9 protein-coding genes are annotated in these 17691 nt (G+C 37.7%); 7 read left to right on the forward strand and 2 right to left on the reverse strand.

Going from position 1 to position 17691, the window contains the following annotated elements; all coding sequences use genetic code 11:
* Window positions 1–85: 85 nt before the first annotated feature.
* The gene (locus tag BHE19_RS09160) at window positions 86–1177 is read right to left on the reverse strand and encodes a mevalonate kinase family protein (RefSeq protein WP_070906850.1); all 1092 of its coding nucleotides are present in this window, start codon (window positions 1175–1177) and stop codon (window positions 86–88) included.
* Between the two features lie 230 nt (window positions 1178–1407).
* Between BHE19_RS09160 and BHE19_RS09165 the strand changes: the two genes are divergently transcribed.
* Window positions 1408–2448: a LacI family DNA-binding transcriptional regulator gene (locus BHE19_RS09165; protein ID WP_070906851.1), complete on the forward strand. Its 1041-nt coding sequence runs from the start codon at window positions 1408–1410 to the stop codon at window positions 2446–2448.
* A gap of 142 nt (window positions 2449–2590) precedes the next feature.
* On the opposite strand, the gene BHE19_RS09170 is transcribed toward BHE19_RS09165, so the two are convergent.
* A complete protein-coding gene (locus tag BHE19_RS09170; protein WP_070906852.1) occupies window positions 2591–3229 on the reverse strand; it encodes a sugar-binding protein in 639 nt (212 codons plus the stop codon).
* A 671-nt stretch (window positions 3230–3900) separates the two neighbouring features.
* Here BHE19_RS09170 and BHE19_RS09175 point away from each other — a divergent pair.
* From BHE19_RS09175 to BHE19_RS09200, 6 genes are all read left to right on the forward strand, one after another.
* Complete coding sequence (locus tag BHE19_RS09175; protein ID WP_070906853.1) at window positions 3901–6999, forward strand: SusC/RagA family TonB-linked outer membrane protein; 3099 nt, start codon at window positions 3901–3903, stop codon at window positions 6997–6999.
* 36 nt (window positions 7000–7035) lie between these two features.
* A complete protein-coding gene (locus BHE19_RS09180) occupies window positions 7036–8544 on the forward strand; it encodes a RagB/SusD family nutrient uptake outer membrane protein (RefSeq protein ID WP_070906854.1) in 1509 nt (502 codons plus the stop codon).
* Between the two features lie 142 nt (window positions 8545–8686).
* Window positions 8687–10099: an aryl-sulfate sulfotransferase gene (locus BHE19_RS09185; RefSeq protein ID WP_070906856.1), complete on the forward strand. Its 1413-nt coding sequence runs from the start codon at window positions 8687–8689 to the stop codon at window positions 10097–10099.
* 25 nt (window positions 10100–10124) lie between these two features.
* A complete protein-coding gene (locus tag BHE19_RS09190) occupies window positions 10125–11114 on the forward strand; it encodes a c-type cytochrome (protein ID WP_070906858.1) in 990 nt (329 codons plus the stop codon).
* Between the two features lie 139 nt (window positions 11115–11253).
* Window positions 11254–14259: a glycoside hydrolase domain-containing protein gene (locus BHE19_RS09195; RefSeq protein WP_070906860.1), complete on the forward strand. Its 3006-nt coding sequence runs from the start codon at window positions 11254–11256 to the stop codon at window positions 14257–14259.
* A gap of 187 nt (window positions 14260–14446) precedes the next feature.
* Window positions 14447–17542, forward strand: a complete 3096-nt coding sequence (locus tag BHE19_RS09200; protein ID WP_070906861.1) for a DUF5107 domain-containing protein — start codon at window positions 14447–14449, stop codon at window positions 17540–17542.
* Window positions 17543–17691: the final 149 nt, after the last annotated feature.

Raw genomic sequence — 17691 nt, forward strand, 5'->3', positions numbered from 1 at the left:
CTTAAATTTATTTAGGTCTTGAATTGTTTTATGTTTCAGGTTTCAAGTTTCAGGTTCCTAAAACTCACAGCTCACAGCTCACAGCTTAAATCTCAACATTTTCAATAACCCTTACACCCGGATCAACAGCTACGGCATAGGCTTCCTGAGCTCCTGCTTCGAGAATGGCTTCGATCACCAGATCTTCTTTTTCCGGATTTGCGATAACGACTATACTTCCGCCTCCGCCTGAACCTACAATTTTTGCTCCGTAAGCACCCGCGCGCAAAGCAGCATTGACCATAGCATCAATTCGGGGTACGGTAATTTTTAATAAATCACGTAAAACTTCATGATGCTGATTCATCAATCCGCCTATTTTTTTAAGATCTAAAACCGGTTTTTCAAACTCTTTCAGAGCTTCTTTGGTATAATGATAGTTTTTTAATGCCGCTTCAAAGAAAGGAATCAATCGGTCCGGTAAACAACTTCTGTATCGGTCCAGGTCTTCTATTTTGGAAGCATGCAGATCAAAATCCGGGAAATTTTGCTTTACGATATCAATAGAAATTAAAGCATTTCCTTTTAATTCTCCCAACAAACCAATTGTTTCTTTTGGAACTCCCGAAACTCCTGTTATCAGGCCTTTCAAGCTCGTTCCTATTACTTTATACGAAAAGGGATCTTTGGTATTGATGTACACAATATTCCCCACCCCAATGCTAAAATGATCCATCATTCCTCCCGGTTCTCCATGTTCCAATACTTCAGATTCATAACCCAATTTGGAAATAAACTCAGGTGTAACTTCACGATCAATACCATAAGCATCGATCAAAAAACGAATCCATGCCATTAACAAAGCCGAAGAACTAGAGGTTCCGGAGTTTATCGGAATATCTCCCGTGATCGTAATGTCGTATCCAACGTTTGGCACACAGCCGTACCTGCGCAATACGCGTAAGGAGGAGGCAAAATAATCTCTGGGCTCTAATTTGTCGAAAGTGGCGTCAATATCAATGGTACGGGTCTCATTAATATCAATCATATTTAAAACAAAGGTCTGAGTCAGATTTTGTTCGGCAATTAGTTGTATATTCCGATCGATTGCACAGGCGATAACCGGCAATCCTAAATAATCCTGATGATCTCCAAAGAGACAGGTTCTGCCCGGGGCTAATGAGGTAATTTTTTTCACTTGAAATTTTTATAATAAAACACTGTAAAACAATATATTACAATGAAATTTGGTTAAAAATTGGTTTTATTCTTTTGATTTTGATTCTACGAAACTATTGATTATATTTTTATAAAACAAGAAAAAACAAAAAAATGTGCTCGAACACACTATTGAAATGTTCTCGAGCACACTAATTAATTCTTACAGGATTTTTAAATAATCAAATCAAAGTTTCTATATTTGCCAATATGGATAAAAAGTACACCATTAAGGATATAGCAAAAATGGCCGGAGTTTCGAAAGGGACTGTCGACAGGGTTTTGCATAACAGAGGAAAAGTTTCTCCTACAGCACTGGACAAAATAAATGAAGTTTTAAACGTCATTAATTACGAACCGAACTTAATTGCACGAAATTTAAAGAACACCAAAGTTTACAGAATTTGTGTTTTGCTGCCTGATCCGGAAATTGACCCGTACTGGCTTCCTTGCATTAATGGAATTCAGGATGCTAAAACTGAATTTAAAGCGTATAGTGTTATTATCGAAACACACTTCTTTAATCCGGAAAGCACCAAATCGTTCTTAAGTGCTCATGATATCATTATCCAAAAATCGCCTGATGCTGTTTTAATTGCTCCGTTGTTTCACAAAGAAACGGTAGAAATTGTAAAGCAATATGACGATTTAAACATCATCGTAAACACATTCAACAACCAAATTGAAGGTGAATCTATAAAAAGTTTTGTTGGACAGGATTTGCATAAAAGCGGTCGTGTAGCTGCCAGCCTAATGAATCTGATTTTGACGGAAGGTCAGATCGCCATCATACACATTGACGAAAGCCTTAAGAATGCGGTACACATGCAGGAAAAAGAAAAAGGCTTTAAAAGTTACTTTGACGAGAAAAAGATTAGCGGTTTTTCACTCACTACTCTAAAACTAAAACATCAGAATGTGGAAACTAAATTTTCTGCGTTTTTAGATGAAAATCCAAATCTGAAAGGTATTTTTATCACGACCTCAAAAGCGTACCAAATTGCCTCTATACTGTCTACTGTAAAGGATAAAAAGATTGCGATTATAGGTTATGATTTAGTGGAAAAAAATGTGAATTTCCTGAATCAGGGATTGGTTCATTTTTTAATTCATCAAAATCAAAAAAGACAGGCTTACTTAGGGGTGAGCACTTTAGTTGAACACTTTTTATTCCGAAAAGATATTCCGGAAACGATTTTACTTCCGATAGATATTATTAATGTAGAAAATGCTTCTTTCTACGTTTCTTAAATAACGCTCCACTGTCGAAAAATTTCACAGAGTTACACAAAGGTTACACAGAGATACACAAAAAATGCTTTAAAATAACTTCGTGAAGCTTTGTGATTCCTTTGTGTAACTCTGTGGAAAAACTATCTCATTCCGGAAACCTCTACTCCATCAAAATAAATTTCCCAAAAGAAGAAGCAATATGAAAATTAGGAGTTTCGGTATTAGGATTCACCCAGGAAATCCAGATGGGTTCATACTGTCGCTTTTCATTCTCCAAAAACTTAGCTCTAAAAACACCTGCTTCTATAGTATTGTTGTGTATTAAATTCAATTCTTTTAAGGATTTTATACTGATTCGTCCTTCAACTGTAAAAGAAATTTCATCTTTTAAGGTTTTAATCTCAAAATCAGTTTTAGGCCATTTCCAGTCAAAATCAAATTCCTTGTTGGGACGCGCTCTAAAATCCATTAAACGCCCGGCGGTATCCATTTCCAGACAATAATAAGGATCCAAGGATTCGCTGGTTCTAAAAAACAATTCTACACGATCTGAATTTCCAATACTATCAAAACTATCGTCTTTTTGATCGATATAGATCCCGGTATCAAAAACTCTGAAATTAAAAAAGAAATTTTCAAGATCCCAGAGCGCTCTGAATTCTATTTTTAAAAGTGGATCACTTTTCCATGGCGAGCAAAAATCAGTTAAGCAATTTGCGTTTTCCCAAAATGGTACCATAGGATTTTGCTCTTCTTTTTCCTGACTTTTATCTTGTAAAACTACCTGATATTCTTTCACTACTATTTATTTTTTATTTTGTTAATTTTTTAACATTTCAAAGTCTGAAAAGTTGCTTCAATTCTAATCTCCTTTTATTTTTTTTTGAATCATGAATGTAGGTTAAAATTTAATAAAATAAAATACTGTCTTTTTTAACTTAAATTAAAATAGAAACAGATTTTACGTCTTTAACAAACAAGAAACAAAGCAGACGATTAACTATTATTTTAACAATAATACATTCAATATATCAACACAATGCAATTTTATCAAAAAATACATCAAAACAACAAACATTATTTCTATCATCCATATTCGTTATAATCTCACAAATTTAAGTAAAAAAAAGTGTTTCAATTAAAAAAATGTGCTCGAGAACATAAAATCAATGTGTTCGAGCACATTTTTATTCATTTTTCTTGTTTTATAAAAATATAATCTATAGCTTCGTTTCATAATAATCTTAAAACCAAGTTAATTAATACATTTTCAGTCGTTTTTCACCTCCCAAAAAAAACAGAAAAACGAAAAAAATACCACATACAAAAAGAGTAAAACAGAACGGCAATTGTTTTTAAACCATTTCGTCAGAAGATAAATTATAAATCAAAAATTATCTCATAAAAGAATTCCAAAAGCTTACAAACGAAAAAAAACAAATAAACATTAACCAAACTCAATTTTTAAGTATGAAATTTTTAACCAAAAAAAGACCAGAAGATTTTAGGCTAAAAAATCTTCCCGGTGCAGAGATTAAACTCACACTTTTTTTAGTATTCGTTTTTACCGTCCAGGTTTCAGCAACCTCAGCCGTAAGAATAAATCGCAGAACTGATATTGCATTCTTTTTTGAAAAAACAGTGAAGGGTAAAGTGACAGATCAAAACGGACTTCCTATCGCCGGAGCAAATGTTGTTGTAAAAGGAAGCCGCACAGGAGTACAAACTGATTCAGACGGAAGTTTTGCCATTACTGTTGCTGATAATGTAACAAAACTTATCATTTCCTACGTTGGTATGGAAGATCAGGAAGTAACTGTTGGAAGCTCACCTTTAAAAATTGTCCTCAAAGAGGCAGGGCAAAAATTAGAAGAAATAGTTATAGGATACGGAAAAGCTAAGAAAAAGGATCTTACCGGTTCTGTAAGTTCTATCGGCAAAGACAATTTAAACTTAGGAGGTACTATTTCGAATGTTGGTCAGGCTCTGCAAGGGCGCGCTTCGGGAGTTCAGGTACAGCAAAACAGCTACGCTCCGGGAACCAATCCTTCGATTGTTATTAGAGGAGGAAATTCTCTTAACAATTCTAATTCGCCTTTGTATGTTGTCGACGGTTTCATTACCAGTACAGGAGCCTCTATCAGTCCGAACGACATTGAAAACATTCAAATTCTAAAAGATGCCTCCTCTACCGCTATTTATGGCTCAAGAGGTGCAAATGGGGTGATCCTGATTACGACTAAAAAAGGAAAATCAGGTAAAATGCAGATTGAAGCCGAAATCTCAGATGGTTTTCAAAGCATTATCAAGGAACCTTCTCTTATCAACGGACAGCAGTATGCCGACATTCAAAATGCTATTGCGAAAGAGAATGGAAGACCTCCTGTTTTTTCTTCCGATTTCCCGGTTGCCAATACGAATTGGTTTAAGGCCGCAACACGCCCCGGAGAAGTAATAAACAGAACCATTACTTTTAGCGGAAGCGACAAAACCTCTAAATTTTTCCTTTCCGGAAACTACATCAAACAAACCGGAGCTATCGAAAATACTGATTTTAAAAGATACAGTGTGAGAATGGGAGGCGAAAAAAGATTTAATGACAAACTAAACGTAGGAACTAACATCTATGGAGCTGCCAGCGAAGGAAACAATAGCGATTTTGGAGATAATATTTTGTCCCCGTTGTTTTCTATCCAGACTGCCCCACCAACTATTCCAATTTACAATCCCGACGGGTCTTATTACAAATTTCAGGGAAAAGATAATGCTTTGGCACTTTTATTAGAACCAACCGATCATATCATCAACAGATTGGTTAACGGAAATATGTTCTTAGACTATGAAATCATTAAAGGACTTACCTATCATTTTGGAGCGGGCGCGGAATGGCAGGAAAATATTGAAGGAAGATACACACCACGAACTTTGGTTGCAGGAGCTGCTTTAAAAGGATCAGGATCTGAAGAAAACAAAACTTATTTCAGATGGAGTACGGAGCAATACCTAACCTATAAATTCAATATTAAGGAACATTCGATGAGTGCCATGATTGGTACGTCTAATCAAAAAGATACGTATGAATTTTTGAGAGCAGCCGGAACCGGTTTTTCTAACGATGCATTAACCTATCACAACCTTGACGCAGCAGCGGTTTATTTGAAACCTGAGACTGAAAAAATCGAAACGAAGCTAACTTCCTATTTTGGGAGGCTAAATTATTCTTTCAGTGATCGATATCTGGCTGCATTTACCCTAAGAAAAGATGGTTCTTCCCGTTTTGGAAGCAATAACTCTTTCGGAATATTCCCTTCAGGAGCAGTAGCATGGAAAATATCTAACGAATCTTTTATGCAAAACTCCAAAACGGTCTCTGATCTTAAGTTAAGAGTTAGCTATGGAGTTACAGGAGCGGATGGTATTGGAGATTATGCCTTCATGCCAACCTTAAGAGCCTGGGGAGTAACTATTGGGGACGGAAATTTTGTTAATGGTACAGAACCTGCCAATTTAGCCAATAAAGACTTAAAATGGGAACAAACCACTCAGACTGATATTGGATTGGACATGGGACTTTTTAATGACAGAATAACCGCAACAATTGATGTGTATAAAAAAAGGACTACTGATGCCCTTATCAGAGTCCCTATTGGCGGATGGTGGGGTTTTAACACACAAACCATCAACTCCGGGGTGATTGATAACAAAGGTATTGAATTGGGAATTACCAGTACTAATTTCAGAAACGATCATTTCTTGTGGACGACCTCACTAAATGTGGCTTACAACAAACAAGAAGTAGTTTCACTTGCCGATAATGTGTCTATCATCAGTCAAAATACTTCTAATCCAAGCGGAACGGTTTCGGGACGCGAATTTACGAGACTGGAACCGGGCAGAGAAATGGGCGTTTTATATGGTTTTAAATATGCCGGAGTAATCAAAACCGGAGAAGTATATGCTCCGCAGCCTTTGTCTAAACCGGGTGATCCAAAATACGAAGACTTAGACGGAGACGGTGCAATTACCGTAAACGACAGAACTTACTTAGGCAATTCAACACCTCATTATACTCTTGGGCTTAACAATGATTTTAAAATTGGAAACTTCGATCTGAACATCTTTTTTCAGGGAGCTTTTGATTATTCGGTTTACAACATGACCCGAATGGTTGGAGAGTCAACAACCAGTACAGATGCTTTAAACCGCTGGGTAGCCGGTACCAATGAAAATACGGATGTTCCAAGAGACGGCTATTACAAAAGTACTTATGGAAGTTATGTCAATTCAAAATTTGTAGAGGAAGCTTCTTACCTGCGCCTAAAAAACCTTTCGATCGGATATACTATTCCTGAAAGTGTCTTAAAACCACTCAAATTTGTGGACAATATCAGATTGTATGCCATTGGACAAAACTTACTGACGATCACGAATTATTCCGGAAATGATCCTGAGGTAAACGGGCATTTCACCAACGATACTACCAAACAAAATCTGGGAGGAGGAATCGATTTCAATTCATTCCCGGCTTCACGCACCATCATTTTGGGTATTAAGGTTGCCATTCATTAGTCTAAAAGCTTTTTTAGTAACATAAAATTTATTAAAATGAAAAAATATACAATCATATTCCTCTTACTGACGGCAGGTTTGCAATTTTCATGCAATGACGATCTTGATCCTACCGTATACAGCAGTTTGACCGATACTAATGGATTTCAAACCAAATCGGATGCTATCGCTTCTATTAATTCTATTTATGGAAGATTAAAAGGCCCTTCTGTGGGAGACAACTTCTCGTACTGGGCAACAAGACATTTTGCTTTAACTGATATTGCCACAGATTTAGGGCATTGTCAGTATGGTGGTGACCCGGGGCAATTATCTTTAGGGCTTTGGAATTCTGCCAACGGTCTGCTTCTGGAAGATTGGAATGCCATGTACAAACTGGTAGCCAACGCCAATTTTGCGATTTTTAATATTTCAAAAATGAGCGGCATTACAGAACCAGAAAAAACTCAGTTTATAGCCGAGGCCAAATTTTTAAGAGCTTCTGCTTATATGGATTTAACAGACGCGTGGGGACCTGTTATCCTTGTAACAGAAGCCAACTTAGACAATCCAAACTATCTGGAACAGACTCCCCCTTCTCCGGTTGAAACCATAGAAACTCTTTTAATTAAAGATTTGAATGATGCCGCTGCTGTTTTACCAGTGAACTATAAGAAAAATGCAATTTATGAAAGTAATGATGTAGGACGTGCTACAAAAGGTGCAGCGTTGACGTTATTGGCAAAATTATATTTGCGAAATCATGACTGGCAAAAAGTAGCCTCGCTTACACAACAAGTCATGAACCTCAACGAATACAGCCTGTTCCCTACTTATTTGGGGCTTTTTAAAGAAAGTAACAAATGGTGCAGCGAAAACATCTTTTCTTCTCTTAGTGATGCCAATGTAAACGGAACCGAACTTCTGAACCACTTTGGTCCTATCGATCATCCGGTTGTCGAAAACAGATGGCAGTATTATACCGTAAACTGGGACTTCTACAACACTTTTGGAAATGAAGACGATCGAAAAAAATGCTTCTTCCCGGAGTTTATGGGTACTGATAAATTGCTTCACAAACAAGCACCTTCCTTAGGAGCACAGCCACCAAAAGGAGAATTTTATATGCCTGACGTATCGACCCGAAAATATGCCGATGATGAAACCACTACTTATTATGATGGTCACAGCGTAAACATATTGCGTTATGCTGATGTATTGTTGAGCAGAGCCGAAGCCTTAAACGAAATAAGCGGCCCGACTGCAGAAGCCATAGACCTTATCAATCAGGTAAAAGGAAGATCACATGCCAAACTGTTGGTTTTATCCGATTATAATAAAACTTCGTTACGAGATGCTATTTTACAGGAAAGAGGATGGGAATTGTTCTATGAAGGAAAGCGCCGTCAGGACTTAATCCGAATGAATAAGTTTGATGTTCTGGTAAATGCCTATCATGTAAGAGTTGGAGAAACCGCACCTATCACCATGCCTAAAAACAAATATTACACCTATCCGCAAAGTCAGGTCGACTTAAATCCGAACCTGAGTAATGCCGACAGATAATGAAAAACAGATCGGGAACAAACGTTATTTTCACGTTCTGTTCCTGATTTTTAAGTATTAATAGTATGATCCCGAAAAACGTTGAACTACAATTTAAATAAACTTGATACAACTTTTCTGTTTCCTAAAAGACCCCTTTCCGATGATTAAAAATGCAATAGTTAAAGTATTTCTTATTTGCTTGCTGCTAACTGTGTTAAGCTGTTCTAAAAAACAGGGAACTCCTGTCACGAACATCAACATTGGTATTCATGGCAACAACGAATTGAAAATTCAGATCGATGTGACCACGAATGAAAATGTTCAGGTCTATGCCGAGTATTGGCCTGCTCAAAAAGACACAAAAAATAGAATAAGCTCTCCAGTTTCAAAAGCTGGTCTGTCTCATTCTTTGGTCCTTTGCAACATTACTCCTGAAACTCAATATCATTTTCAGTTAATCACGAGTAATGGAAAGGAAAAAGACAGCAGTAAAATATATACCTTCAAATCGAGAAAATTACCGGAATGGTTACAAAAACAATTCAAAGCCAACTGTCCGAAACCTGAACTGGTGCCGGAAAATTTCAAAAAAGGATTTATGCTTTTGGCCAAAAGAGAAACTCCGGGCGTTGCTTATATTGTAGATTATAAAGGAAACTTAAGATGGTATCATACCGTTGAAGGAACCGGGTTTAAAGTTACCCATTTTACCAAAGAGCAAAGTATTATTGCTATTCTGGGAAAAAATGACGAACCCACAAGTTATGGAAGTGAAATTCTCGAAATTAATTTACAAGGCGACACGCTAACCCACATAAAAAAGGGACAAGGCGATTTAAAACAGGTGATTCATCACGAAATCATTAAAAAATCTGCTAACGAAATTGTGACTTTATTTGTCGATCAAAGAATAACCGATTTAAGTTCTATTGGCGGAAAACAAAAAGATACGATTAATGGCGACGGGATTCTGATTCTGGACAGAAAAGGAAAGCAACTATGGAAATGGAGCGTTTTTGACGATTTAGATCCAATGAAAGACAAAAAACTACTCAAAACCAAGAAAGACTGGATGCATGCCAACAGTTTAAACTATGATAAAGACGGTAATTTCCTGATCTCGTTTTACAACAACGGTCAAATCTGGAAAATAGAGGCCAAAACCGGAAAGGTACTCTGGAAATTAGGGAGAGGAGGAAATCTTAAAATGTCGCAAGACACCGATTTCTCTCAGGCACACGCCGCCCACATCAATCCCGAAGGCAGTCTGATGTTTTTTGACAACGGAGTAGACAAAAAGCAATCTTCTGTTTTTGCTCTTAAAGTAGATGAAAAGAATAAATCCGTTCAACTGGATTTCCACGTACAATTACCAAAAGACGTTTACAACGACAGAATGGGAAGTGCTTATATGATCAATAAAGAACTCATTTTGGCTTGTTGTTCCAAAAGACATATTACGGTTTTGACCAATAAAAAAGGAGTTTTACTGTGGGCATTAGAATCTGAAATACCGCCCTATCGCGTACAATTTATTCCCGAAGAAAACTTAAAACCTTTTCTATTGAATTAAAGGCAGTCTTTAAAAAATAAAAAACATGAAAAAAACAATTCTTATCGGACTTTTTGCAGCATTGCCAATTGTTGTTTTCAATTCGTGCAATACTTCCAATTCGCAGACCTTAGCCAGCAAAACTGCCGACGATGATTCGTATATTACCATTGACACCTCAAAAATTCCGGACGATCCATTTGGAGAATCTGTTCGTTATGGAAGAGAGTTAATGCTAAAAACCGCTTATTATATTGGTCCAAACGGAATCAAAGGAAAATATTTAGGCAACAAAATGAATTGTACCAACTGTCATCAGGATGCAGGAACAAAACCTCACGCCTTTAATTTAATGGCATCACACGACAATTATCCGCAGTATCGCGGACGTGAAAATAAGGTCCTTACTCTGGCCGAAAGGGTTAACAATTGTATCATGCGTCCACATTCCGGGAAACCGCTTCCGCTGGACAGCAAAGAAATGGTCGCTTTTTTATCCTACTTTAAATGGATCAGCAAATTTGTTCCGAAAGATGGAGATTTTAAAGGTGCCAAAAATCTGGAAATTGAATTTCCGGATGTAGCCGCGAGCCCGGAACGAGGAAAAGCCCTTTTTATCGAAAATTGCGCCCGCTGCCACGGAAACAACGGAGAAGGTCAGTACAATGCCGATAAATCAGGCTACACCTACCCGCCTCTTTGGGGACAATACGGATATCAGCCCGGTTCAAGCATGCACAGAGTAATCAAACAGGCACAATGGCTAAAAAGCAATATGCCATACGATAAAGTCAGTCCGGGAAAACCATATCTCACCGACTTGCAGGCACTCGATATTGCGGCCTATGTAAATGATGATTCCGTACACGACAGACCAAACCCCAAAACATTTGATTACCCTAATAAAATGGGGAAACCAATTGACTATGCACACAGCCCTTTCAGTGATAACTTCTCAGAAGAACAACACAAATACGGACCTTATAAACCCATAATTGCCTATTGGAAAAAAAATGGATGGAAAGCGGTATATTAGTATGGTTAATCGGTTAACCGTTTAATCGTTTAATTGTTTATTGTCCGAAACCTGTAACTCTAAAATATAAACCGTTTGTAGCTTATCCTCTATAACTCAAAACTAATAACTCAAAACCCACAACTCACATAATAAAACAATGAAAGCAAACCTAAAAAACAAATCCATTTTGAGTAGACTATTGATGCTGTGCCTATTCGTTTTCAGTATTTCGTTAACCGCCCAAATAAAATATTCGGACGGTAACGACAGCTGGAACCCTAACTTATTAGGGAATCACAGAGTTGCAGTAAGCTTTACCGGCACCGGAAATGTAGCCAAAGCTACGATCGAATGGCGCAGAAGAGACGAAAAACCCGAACTGAAAAAAATCATTGTTCAGGATGCTTCAGGCAAAACCATTTCAAACGTAAAAACAACTGACATTAACAGAGAAAACGGTACTATTTTCTTCGAACCAATTTCAGGCAAAGGAACGTATTATGTGTATTATATGCCCTACATCGACGAAGGTGACGCTAACTATCCAAAAGGAGTTTACGCTAAACCTGAAGATAAAGCAGACGCGCAATGGCTTGCTAAAATCAAATCCAATTTAGCTGATAATTGTACCGTTACCGAAATTCAAAGTGTAAATGCTTTCAATAGTTTTTATCCGATGGAAGTAATCGCAACTGCGGCCGAAACTAAAAATCTTATCGCCAAAAACAGCGGCAGTTCCTTCCTGGTTTTCCCGGAAGACCGCTTGTATTCGATCCGAATGAAAAATGATTTGCCACAAAGATGGATTCAAAAAGGCGTTCAAAATACCTTTTCGGACACGGCGCTAAGAGGTGAATATCTGGCCTTTCAACTGGGCGTTTATGCCTTGCAGAATCTTGACAACGTCAAAGTTACCTTTTCGAATTTAATCAGTTCTACCGGAGCCATCATCGAATCGAAAGACATTAACTGTATCAATACTGACGGAACAAAATACGATGGAGCTATTTTTACAAATACCGTTTCGGTTTCTAAAGGAAAAGTACAAGCCCTATGGTGTGGCATCAATGTTCCGGAAACTGCGGCGGCAGGAACCTACAGCGGTAAAGCTACCGTAATTGCTGATGGAAAATCAAAAGACATTGTGCTTCAGATAAAAGTAACCAATGAAATTACTAAAAACGGTGGCATCTATTCTCCTGAGAAAATGACACGTTTGAAATGGCTGAATTCTACTTTGGCACAGGAAAATACGGTTATTGCTCCTTACACTCCATTAACTGTAAAAGATACCGAAATCTCCTTATTGGGCAGGAAATTAGTTTTGGGTTCCAATGGTTTTCCAACGCAAATTCAAACGTATTTCACACCCGAAATGACAACAGTTGGTTCAAAAGCCAATGACATTTTAAGTGCTCCGTTAGCTTTTCATTTTTTGGATGTCTCTGGTAAAGAATCATTACAATGGAAGAACGCAGGCCTTAAATTTCTGAAAAAAGAAAGCGGAACCGTTTCCTGGGAAAGTACTTCTACTTCAAAATCACTTCAGATGGATGTAAATGCTTCTTTAGAGTTTGATGGCTTTTTAACGTACACTGTAAAAATTACGGCACTTGAAGATGCCGCTTTTAATGATATCAATTTCCAAATGCCTATTCAGCCCTCTTCTGCAAAATACATGATGGGATTAGGTCAAAAAGGAGGCGATCGTCCTTCCAATTTTGACTGGAAATGGGATGTTGCGCACAAAAATCAGGATGGGGCCTGGATTGGAAATGTAAATTCAGGATTGCAATTTTCGTTACGCGACGAAAAATACAGCCGTCCGTTAAACACCAATTTTTACTTGCAAAAACCTTTATTGCTTCCCACTTCCTGGGGGAACGAAAATAAAGGAGGAATTACCATCACTCCCAATCCAAAATCGGTTTTAGTGAATGCATACAGCGGCGCCCGAAACATGAAAAAAGGAGATGTTTTGTATTATAATTTCAATTTACTAATCACGCCTTTCCACACCATAAATACCGATTTTCAGTGGGATACTAAGTTTTATCACAAATACAGCGATATCGATACGATTGCCAAAACAGGAGCAACAGTAATTAATATTCACCATGCCAATGCCATCAATCCATACATCAATTATCCTTTCATTGAATTTAAAAAAATGAAAAGTTATATCGATGAAGCACATGAAAAAGGATTAAAAGTTAAGATTTACAATACTGTCAGAGAGGTTTCAAACAAAGCTTACGAAACTTTTGCCTTAAGAAGTTTAGGACATGAAATTTACTCTCCGGGTAAAGGAGGCGGATTCTCCTGGCTACAGGAACATGTGGGAGACGATTATATTGCAGCCTGGTTTGTACCTGAAATTAAAGACGCTGCAATTGTAAACAGTGGCATGAACCGTTGGCACAATTATTATGTGGAAGGAATGAACTGGCTGACACAAAATGTGGGTATCGATGGTGTTTATCTTGATGATGTTGCTTTTGACAGAATTACCATGAAACGAATCAAAAGAGTCCTTACCAAAGATGGACATCCTGGAATTATTGACCTCCACAGTGCTAATCAATACAACAAAAGTGACGGATTTAACAACAGCGCCAATTTGTACATGGAGCACTTTCCATACATCAACAAACTGTGGTTTGGAGAATATTTTGATTACGAAAAAAACAATCCTGACTTTTTCCTGACCGAAGTGAGCGGAATTCCTTTCGGGTTAATGGGTGAAATGCTACAGGACGGAGGAAACCCGTGGAGAGGAATGGTTTACGGAATGACCAACAGAATGCCATGGAGCCATAATGCCGACCCAAGACCTATCTGGAAATTATGGGATACTTTTGGAATTAAAGGTTCTGAAATGATTGGGTACTGGAGCGAAAACTGTCCGGTAAAAACGGCTAACGACAAAGTACTGGCAACGGTTTACAAAAAAAACGGAACCGCTTTAATCTCTATCGCAAGCTGGGCCGATACGGATGTAAAAGTGAAACTTAATATCGACTGGAAAAAATTAGGAATCAATCCGGCAAAAGCAACTATAACCGCCCCTGAAATTCTGAATTTCCAACCGGCACAAACCTTTAGCGCAAAAGACGAAATACCGGTATCAAAAGGAAAAGGCTGGCTATTAATTGTTAAATAAGGGAGATGTGGGATGTAAAATGTGAGATTATGACCTTTACCAAAGTAAACCTGACAGATTTTAAAAATCTGTCAGGTTTTACAAGGCAAAAAAATAAAAATCAAACACTTAAGAACAAATCCAAAATTTACAACTAAACTCACAGTTAACATTTTACAACTAACCTCTAACATTTCACACCAAACATATGAAACTTAGACCCTTTTTATCAGTTTTACTCCTTGGAAGCCTGTTTGTCAACGCACAAAATAAACCGACCATAAAAGAATACAAAAAAGTATTCACCACCTACCCGTTTTCAGACCCTGATCCCATTCCGAAGCCGGATACCAAAGTGTATCCTTATTTTCGATTTGACGGTTTTACGGATAAACCTGTGCAAAAAGAATGGAAAGTAATCGAACTGGAAAATGATTACATCAAACTCATGATCCTTCCTGAAATTGGCGGAAAAGTTTGGTCGGCTGTGGAGAAATCAACAGGAAAGGACTTTATTTACAACAATCATGTGATTAAATTCAGAGATATTGCCATGCGCGGCCCCTGGACAAGCGGTGGTGTTGAGGGTAATTATGGTATCATCGGACACACTCCCAACTGCGCTACTCCCGTTGATTATATCACGCTAACCAGAGCAGACGGAAGTATAAGTTGTGTGATTGGCGTATTGGATCTGCTAACGCGAACATCCTGGAAACTGGACATCAATTTACCCAAAGATAAAGCCTATTTTACTACCAATTCCTTCTGGTTCAATTCCACTGAAACCGAGCAACCTTACTATACCTGGATGAATACCGGTATAAAAGCTGCTGAAAGTCTACAATTCATTTACCCGGGACAAAGTTATATCGGACACAATGGCGAGCACAATTCATGGCCCATTGACAAAGAAAATGGTAAAGACCTTTCGTTCTATAAAAACAATAATTTTGGCGGTTACAAATCGTATCATGTCTTTGGCAAATACGATGATTTCTTTGGCGGATATTACCATGACGAAGATTTTGGAATGGGAAGATATGGCAATCACGACGACAAACCCGGCAAAAAAATATGGATCTGGGGACTGTCTCAACAAGGAATGATCTGGGAAAAATTATTAACCGATACCGACGGTCAATATGTAGAAGTTCAAAGTGGAAGACTATTTAATCAGGCGAGTGAAGGCAGCAGTTTAACCCCTTTTAAACAGCGTTCCTTCGCCCCTTATCAAACGGATTTATGGACCGAATACTGGTTTCCGGTGAAACAAACCAAAGGATTTGTGAAAGCTAATAATTATGGCGCCGTAAACGTAAAAAACGAAAACGGCTGGTTGAAAATCTATTTTTCTCCGCTTCAAAAACTCAACGAAAAACTGGAAGTTTTTGACAATGGCAAAAAAATCTATTCCAAAGATATTTCGGTAAATACATTACAATCTTTCAAAGATTCTATTCAGATCGCTGTTGATCCAAACCAATTAAAACTAACACTTGGCGAAAATAAACTCGTGTGGAATTCGGCTCCGGAAGATGGAAATCTAAACCGTCCATTGGAAATTCCTAAAGATTTTGACCATAACTCGGTGTACGGATTGTACCTGCAGGGAAAAAATTACCTTAGTTTTAAAGATTATGTCAAAGCAGAAGAAAAACTAACAGCCTGTCTTCAAAAAGATCCCAACTACGCTCCTGCTCTTGCTGATTTAGCGATTTTACAAATTCGTAAATTCCAATACCGCGAAGCTGTCCATTCAGCAAGTAAAGCTTTGTCTATCGATACCTATCATCCTGCTGCCAATTATTATTACGGATTAGCTAACCTTCATTTAGGCAATACTACCGATGCCAAAGACGGTTTTGATATCGCAGCAGCAAGCGTTGAATTCCGAAGTTCTGCTTATACCGCTTTAAGCAAAATTTACTTTAGGGAAAACGATCTTGCAAAAGCAGCTGAATATGCCGAAAAAAGTTTACGGAACAATCAGGATAATTTAGAAAGTCTACAATTACTTGCCGTATTATCTCGTCTGCAAAATAATAAAAGTAGAGCAGTCGAAATTCTCAATATGATAAATAACGTTGATCCACTCAATCATTTTGTTGGTTTTGAAAAATATCTTTGGGATTTGTCAGAGGCATCAAAACAGCATTTTACGGCTTTGATTCAAAACGAAATGCCACAGCAAACTCATCTGGAGTTAGGAATATGGTATACGCAATTAGGTCGTAAAGAAGAAGCTTTAAAAGTACTTTCACTTGCCCTTCCAAATGCTGAAATTGTATATTGGAAAGCTTATTTAGAAAACAAAGTGGTTGATTTAAGCAAACTCCAACCCGAAATTAGTTTCCCTTTCCGTGGAGAGACAGCTGAAATTCTGGAGAAATTAATCAAAACGAACAATCAGTGGCAATTAAAATATCATTTGGCTCTAATCGAATGGAATCGCGATAATGTATCAAAAGCAAAAGAGTTGTTTTTGCAATGCGCCAATCTGCCTGCTGATCCTGCTTTCTATGGGGCCAAAGCTTCATTATTTAAAAATGAGACTCCATTGGTTCTGTCCAGTCTGCAGCAAGCAATTAAATTAGACGGTCAAAGCTGGAGATATCCTAAACTTTTAACCGAATACTACATAGCCCAAAAAGAATTTGATAAAGCACTGGCAACCGCAGCACCTTTCTACAAAAAACATCCTCAAAATTATTTAATGGGGATGCTGTATGCCAAAACACTGCTCCTGAACAAAAAATACGCTGCTGCCGATGCTTTTCTGACCCAACTGGAAATCCTTCCCTTTGAAGGCGCTACTGCAGGACGTCAATTGTATCATGAAGCAAAATTGATGCAGGCTTTGGCCGAAATGAAAAACAACCAGTACAAAAAAGCATTACAATTGATTTCGGATGCTAAATTATGGCCGGAAAATTTAGGAGTAGGAAAACCCTATGACGAAGATATTGACGAAAGGCTCGAAAATTGGCTCAATTATCAATGTTACATGAGCTTGGGTGATGCCGACAAAGCCAAAAGCGCTTTACAAAACATTATTGCTTTTAACCCAAAAGTTGACAATATGGTTATGAATTTTCTTCCGGCTAACCAACTCATTACGGCCTGGGCAATCGAGAAAACTTCTTCGGCACAAAAAGCGGAGGAATGGCTGCAAAAACAAGCCATATTATATCCTGACAACAAAATTGTACAATGGACTTTTGAAACATTTCGTAAAAAACAATCCAATATTTTAACCGAAGAGGAGAAAGACGGTGAAGTTCGAATTATAGAAAAACTATAAAATACTTCGGTTAAAATTGTATTTTTCGAAATAAAAATGCGAGTTTTATGGCGACTGAAATGTCATTTTAAAACGTTCTTAGCTCCATTTCAAGTTTAAAACAATAATAAGGTCTATCCGTGACTAATACCAAGGTGGTAAAATTAGCC

Origin of the sequence: Flavobacterium tructae (assembly GCF_001853485.1) — a bacterium.
Classification (GTDB): Bacteria; Bacteroidota; Bacteroidia; order Flavobacteriales; family Flavobacteriaceae; genus Flavobacterium; species Flavobacterium tructae.

Coding starts and splice junctions, on each gene's coding strand:
- BHE19_RS09200 (WP_070906861.1), top strand. CDS start 14,447: ATGAAACTTAGACCCTTTTTATCAGTTTTACTCCTTGGAAGCCTGTTT.
- BHE19_RS09190 (WP_070906858.1), top strand. CDS start 10,125: ATGAAAAAAACAATTCTTATCGGACTTTTTGCAGCATTGCCAATTGTT.
- BHE19_RS09165 (WP_070906851.1), top strand. CDS start 1,408: ATGGATAAAAAGTACACCATTAAGGATATAGCAAAAATGGCCGGAGTT.
- BHE19_RS09195 (WP_070906860.1), top strand. CDS start 11,254: ATGAAAGCAAACCTAAAAAACAAATCCATTTTGAGTAGACTATTGATG.
- BHE19_RS09175 (WP_070906853.1), top strand. CDS start 3,901: ATGAAATTTTTAACCAAAAAAAGACCAGAAGATTTTAGGCTAAAAAAT.
- BHE19_RS09180 (WP_070906854.1), top strand. CDS start 7,036: ATGAAAAAATATACAATCATATTCCTCTTACTGACGGCAGGTTTGCAA.
- BHE19_RS09185 (WP_070906856.1), top strand. CDS start 8,687: ATGATTAAAAATGCAATAGTTAAAGTATTTCTTATTTGCTTGCTGCTA.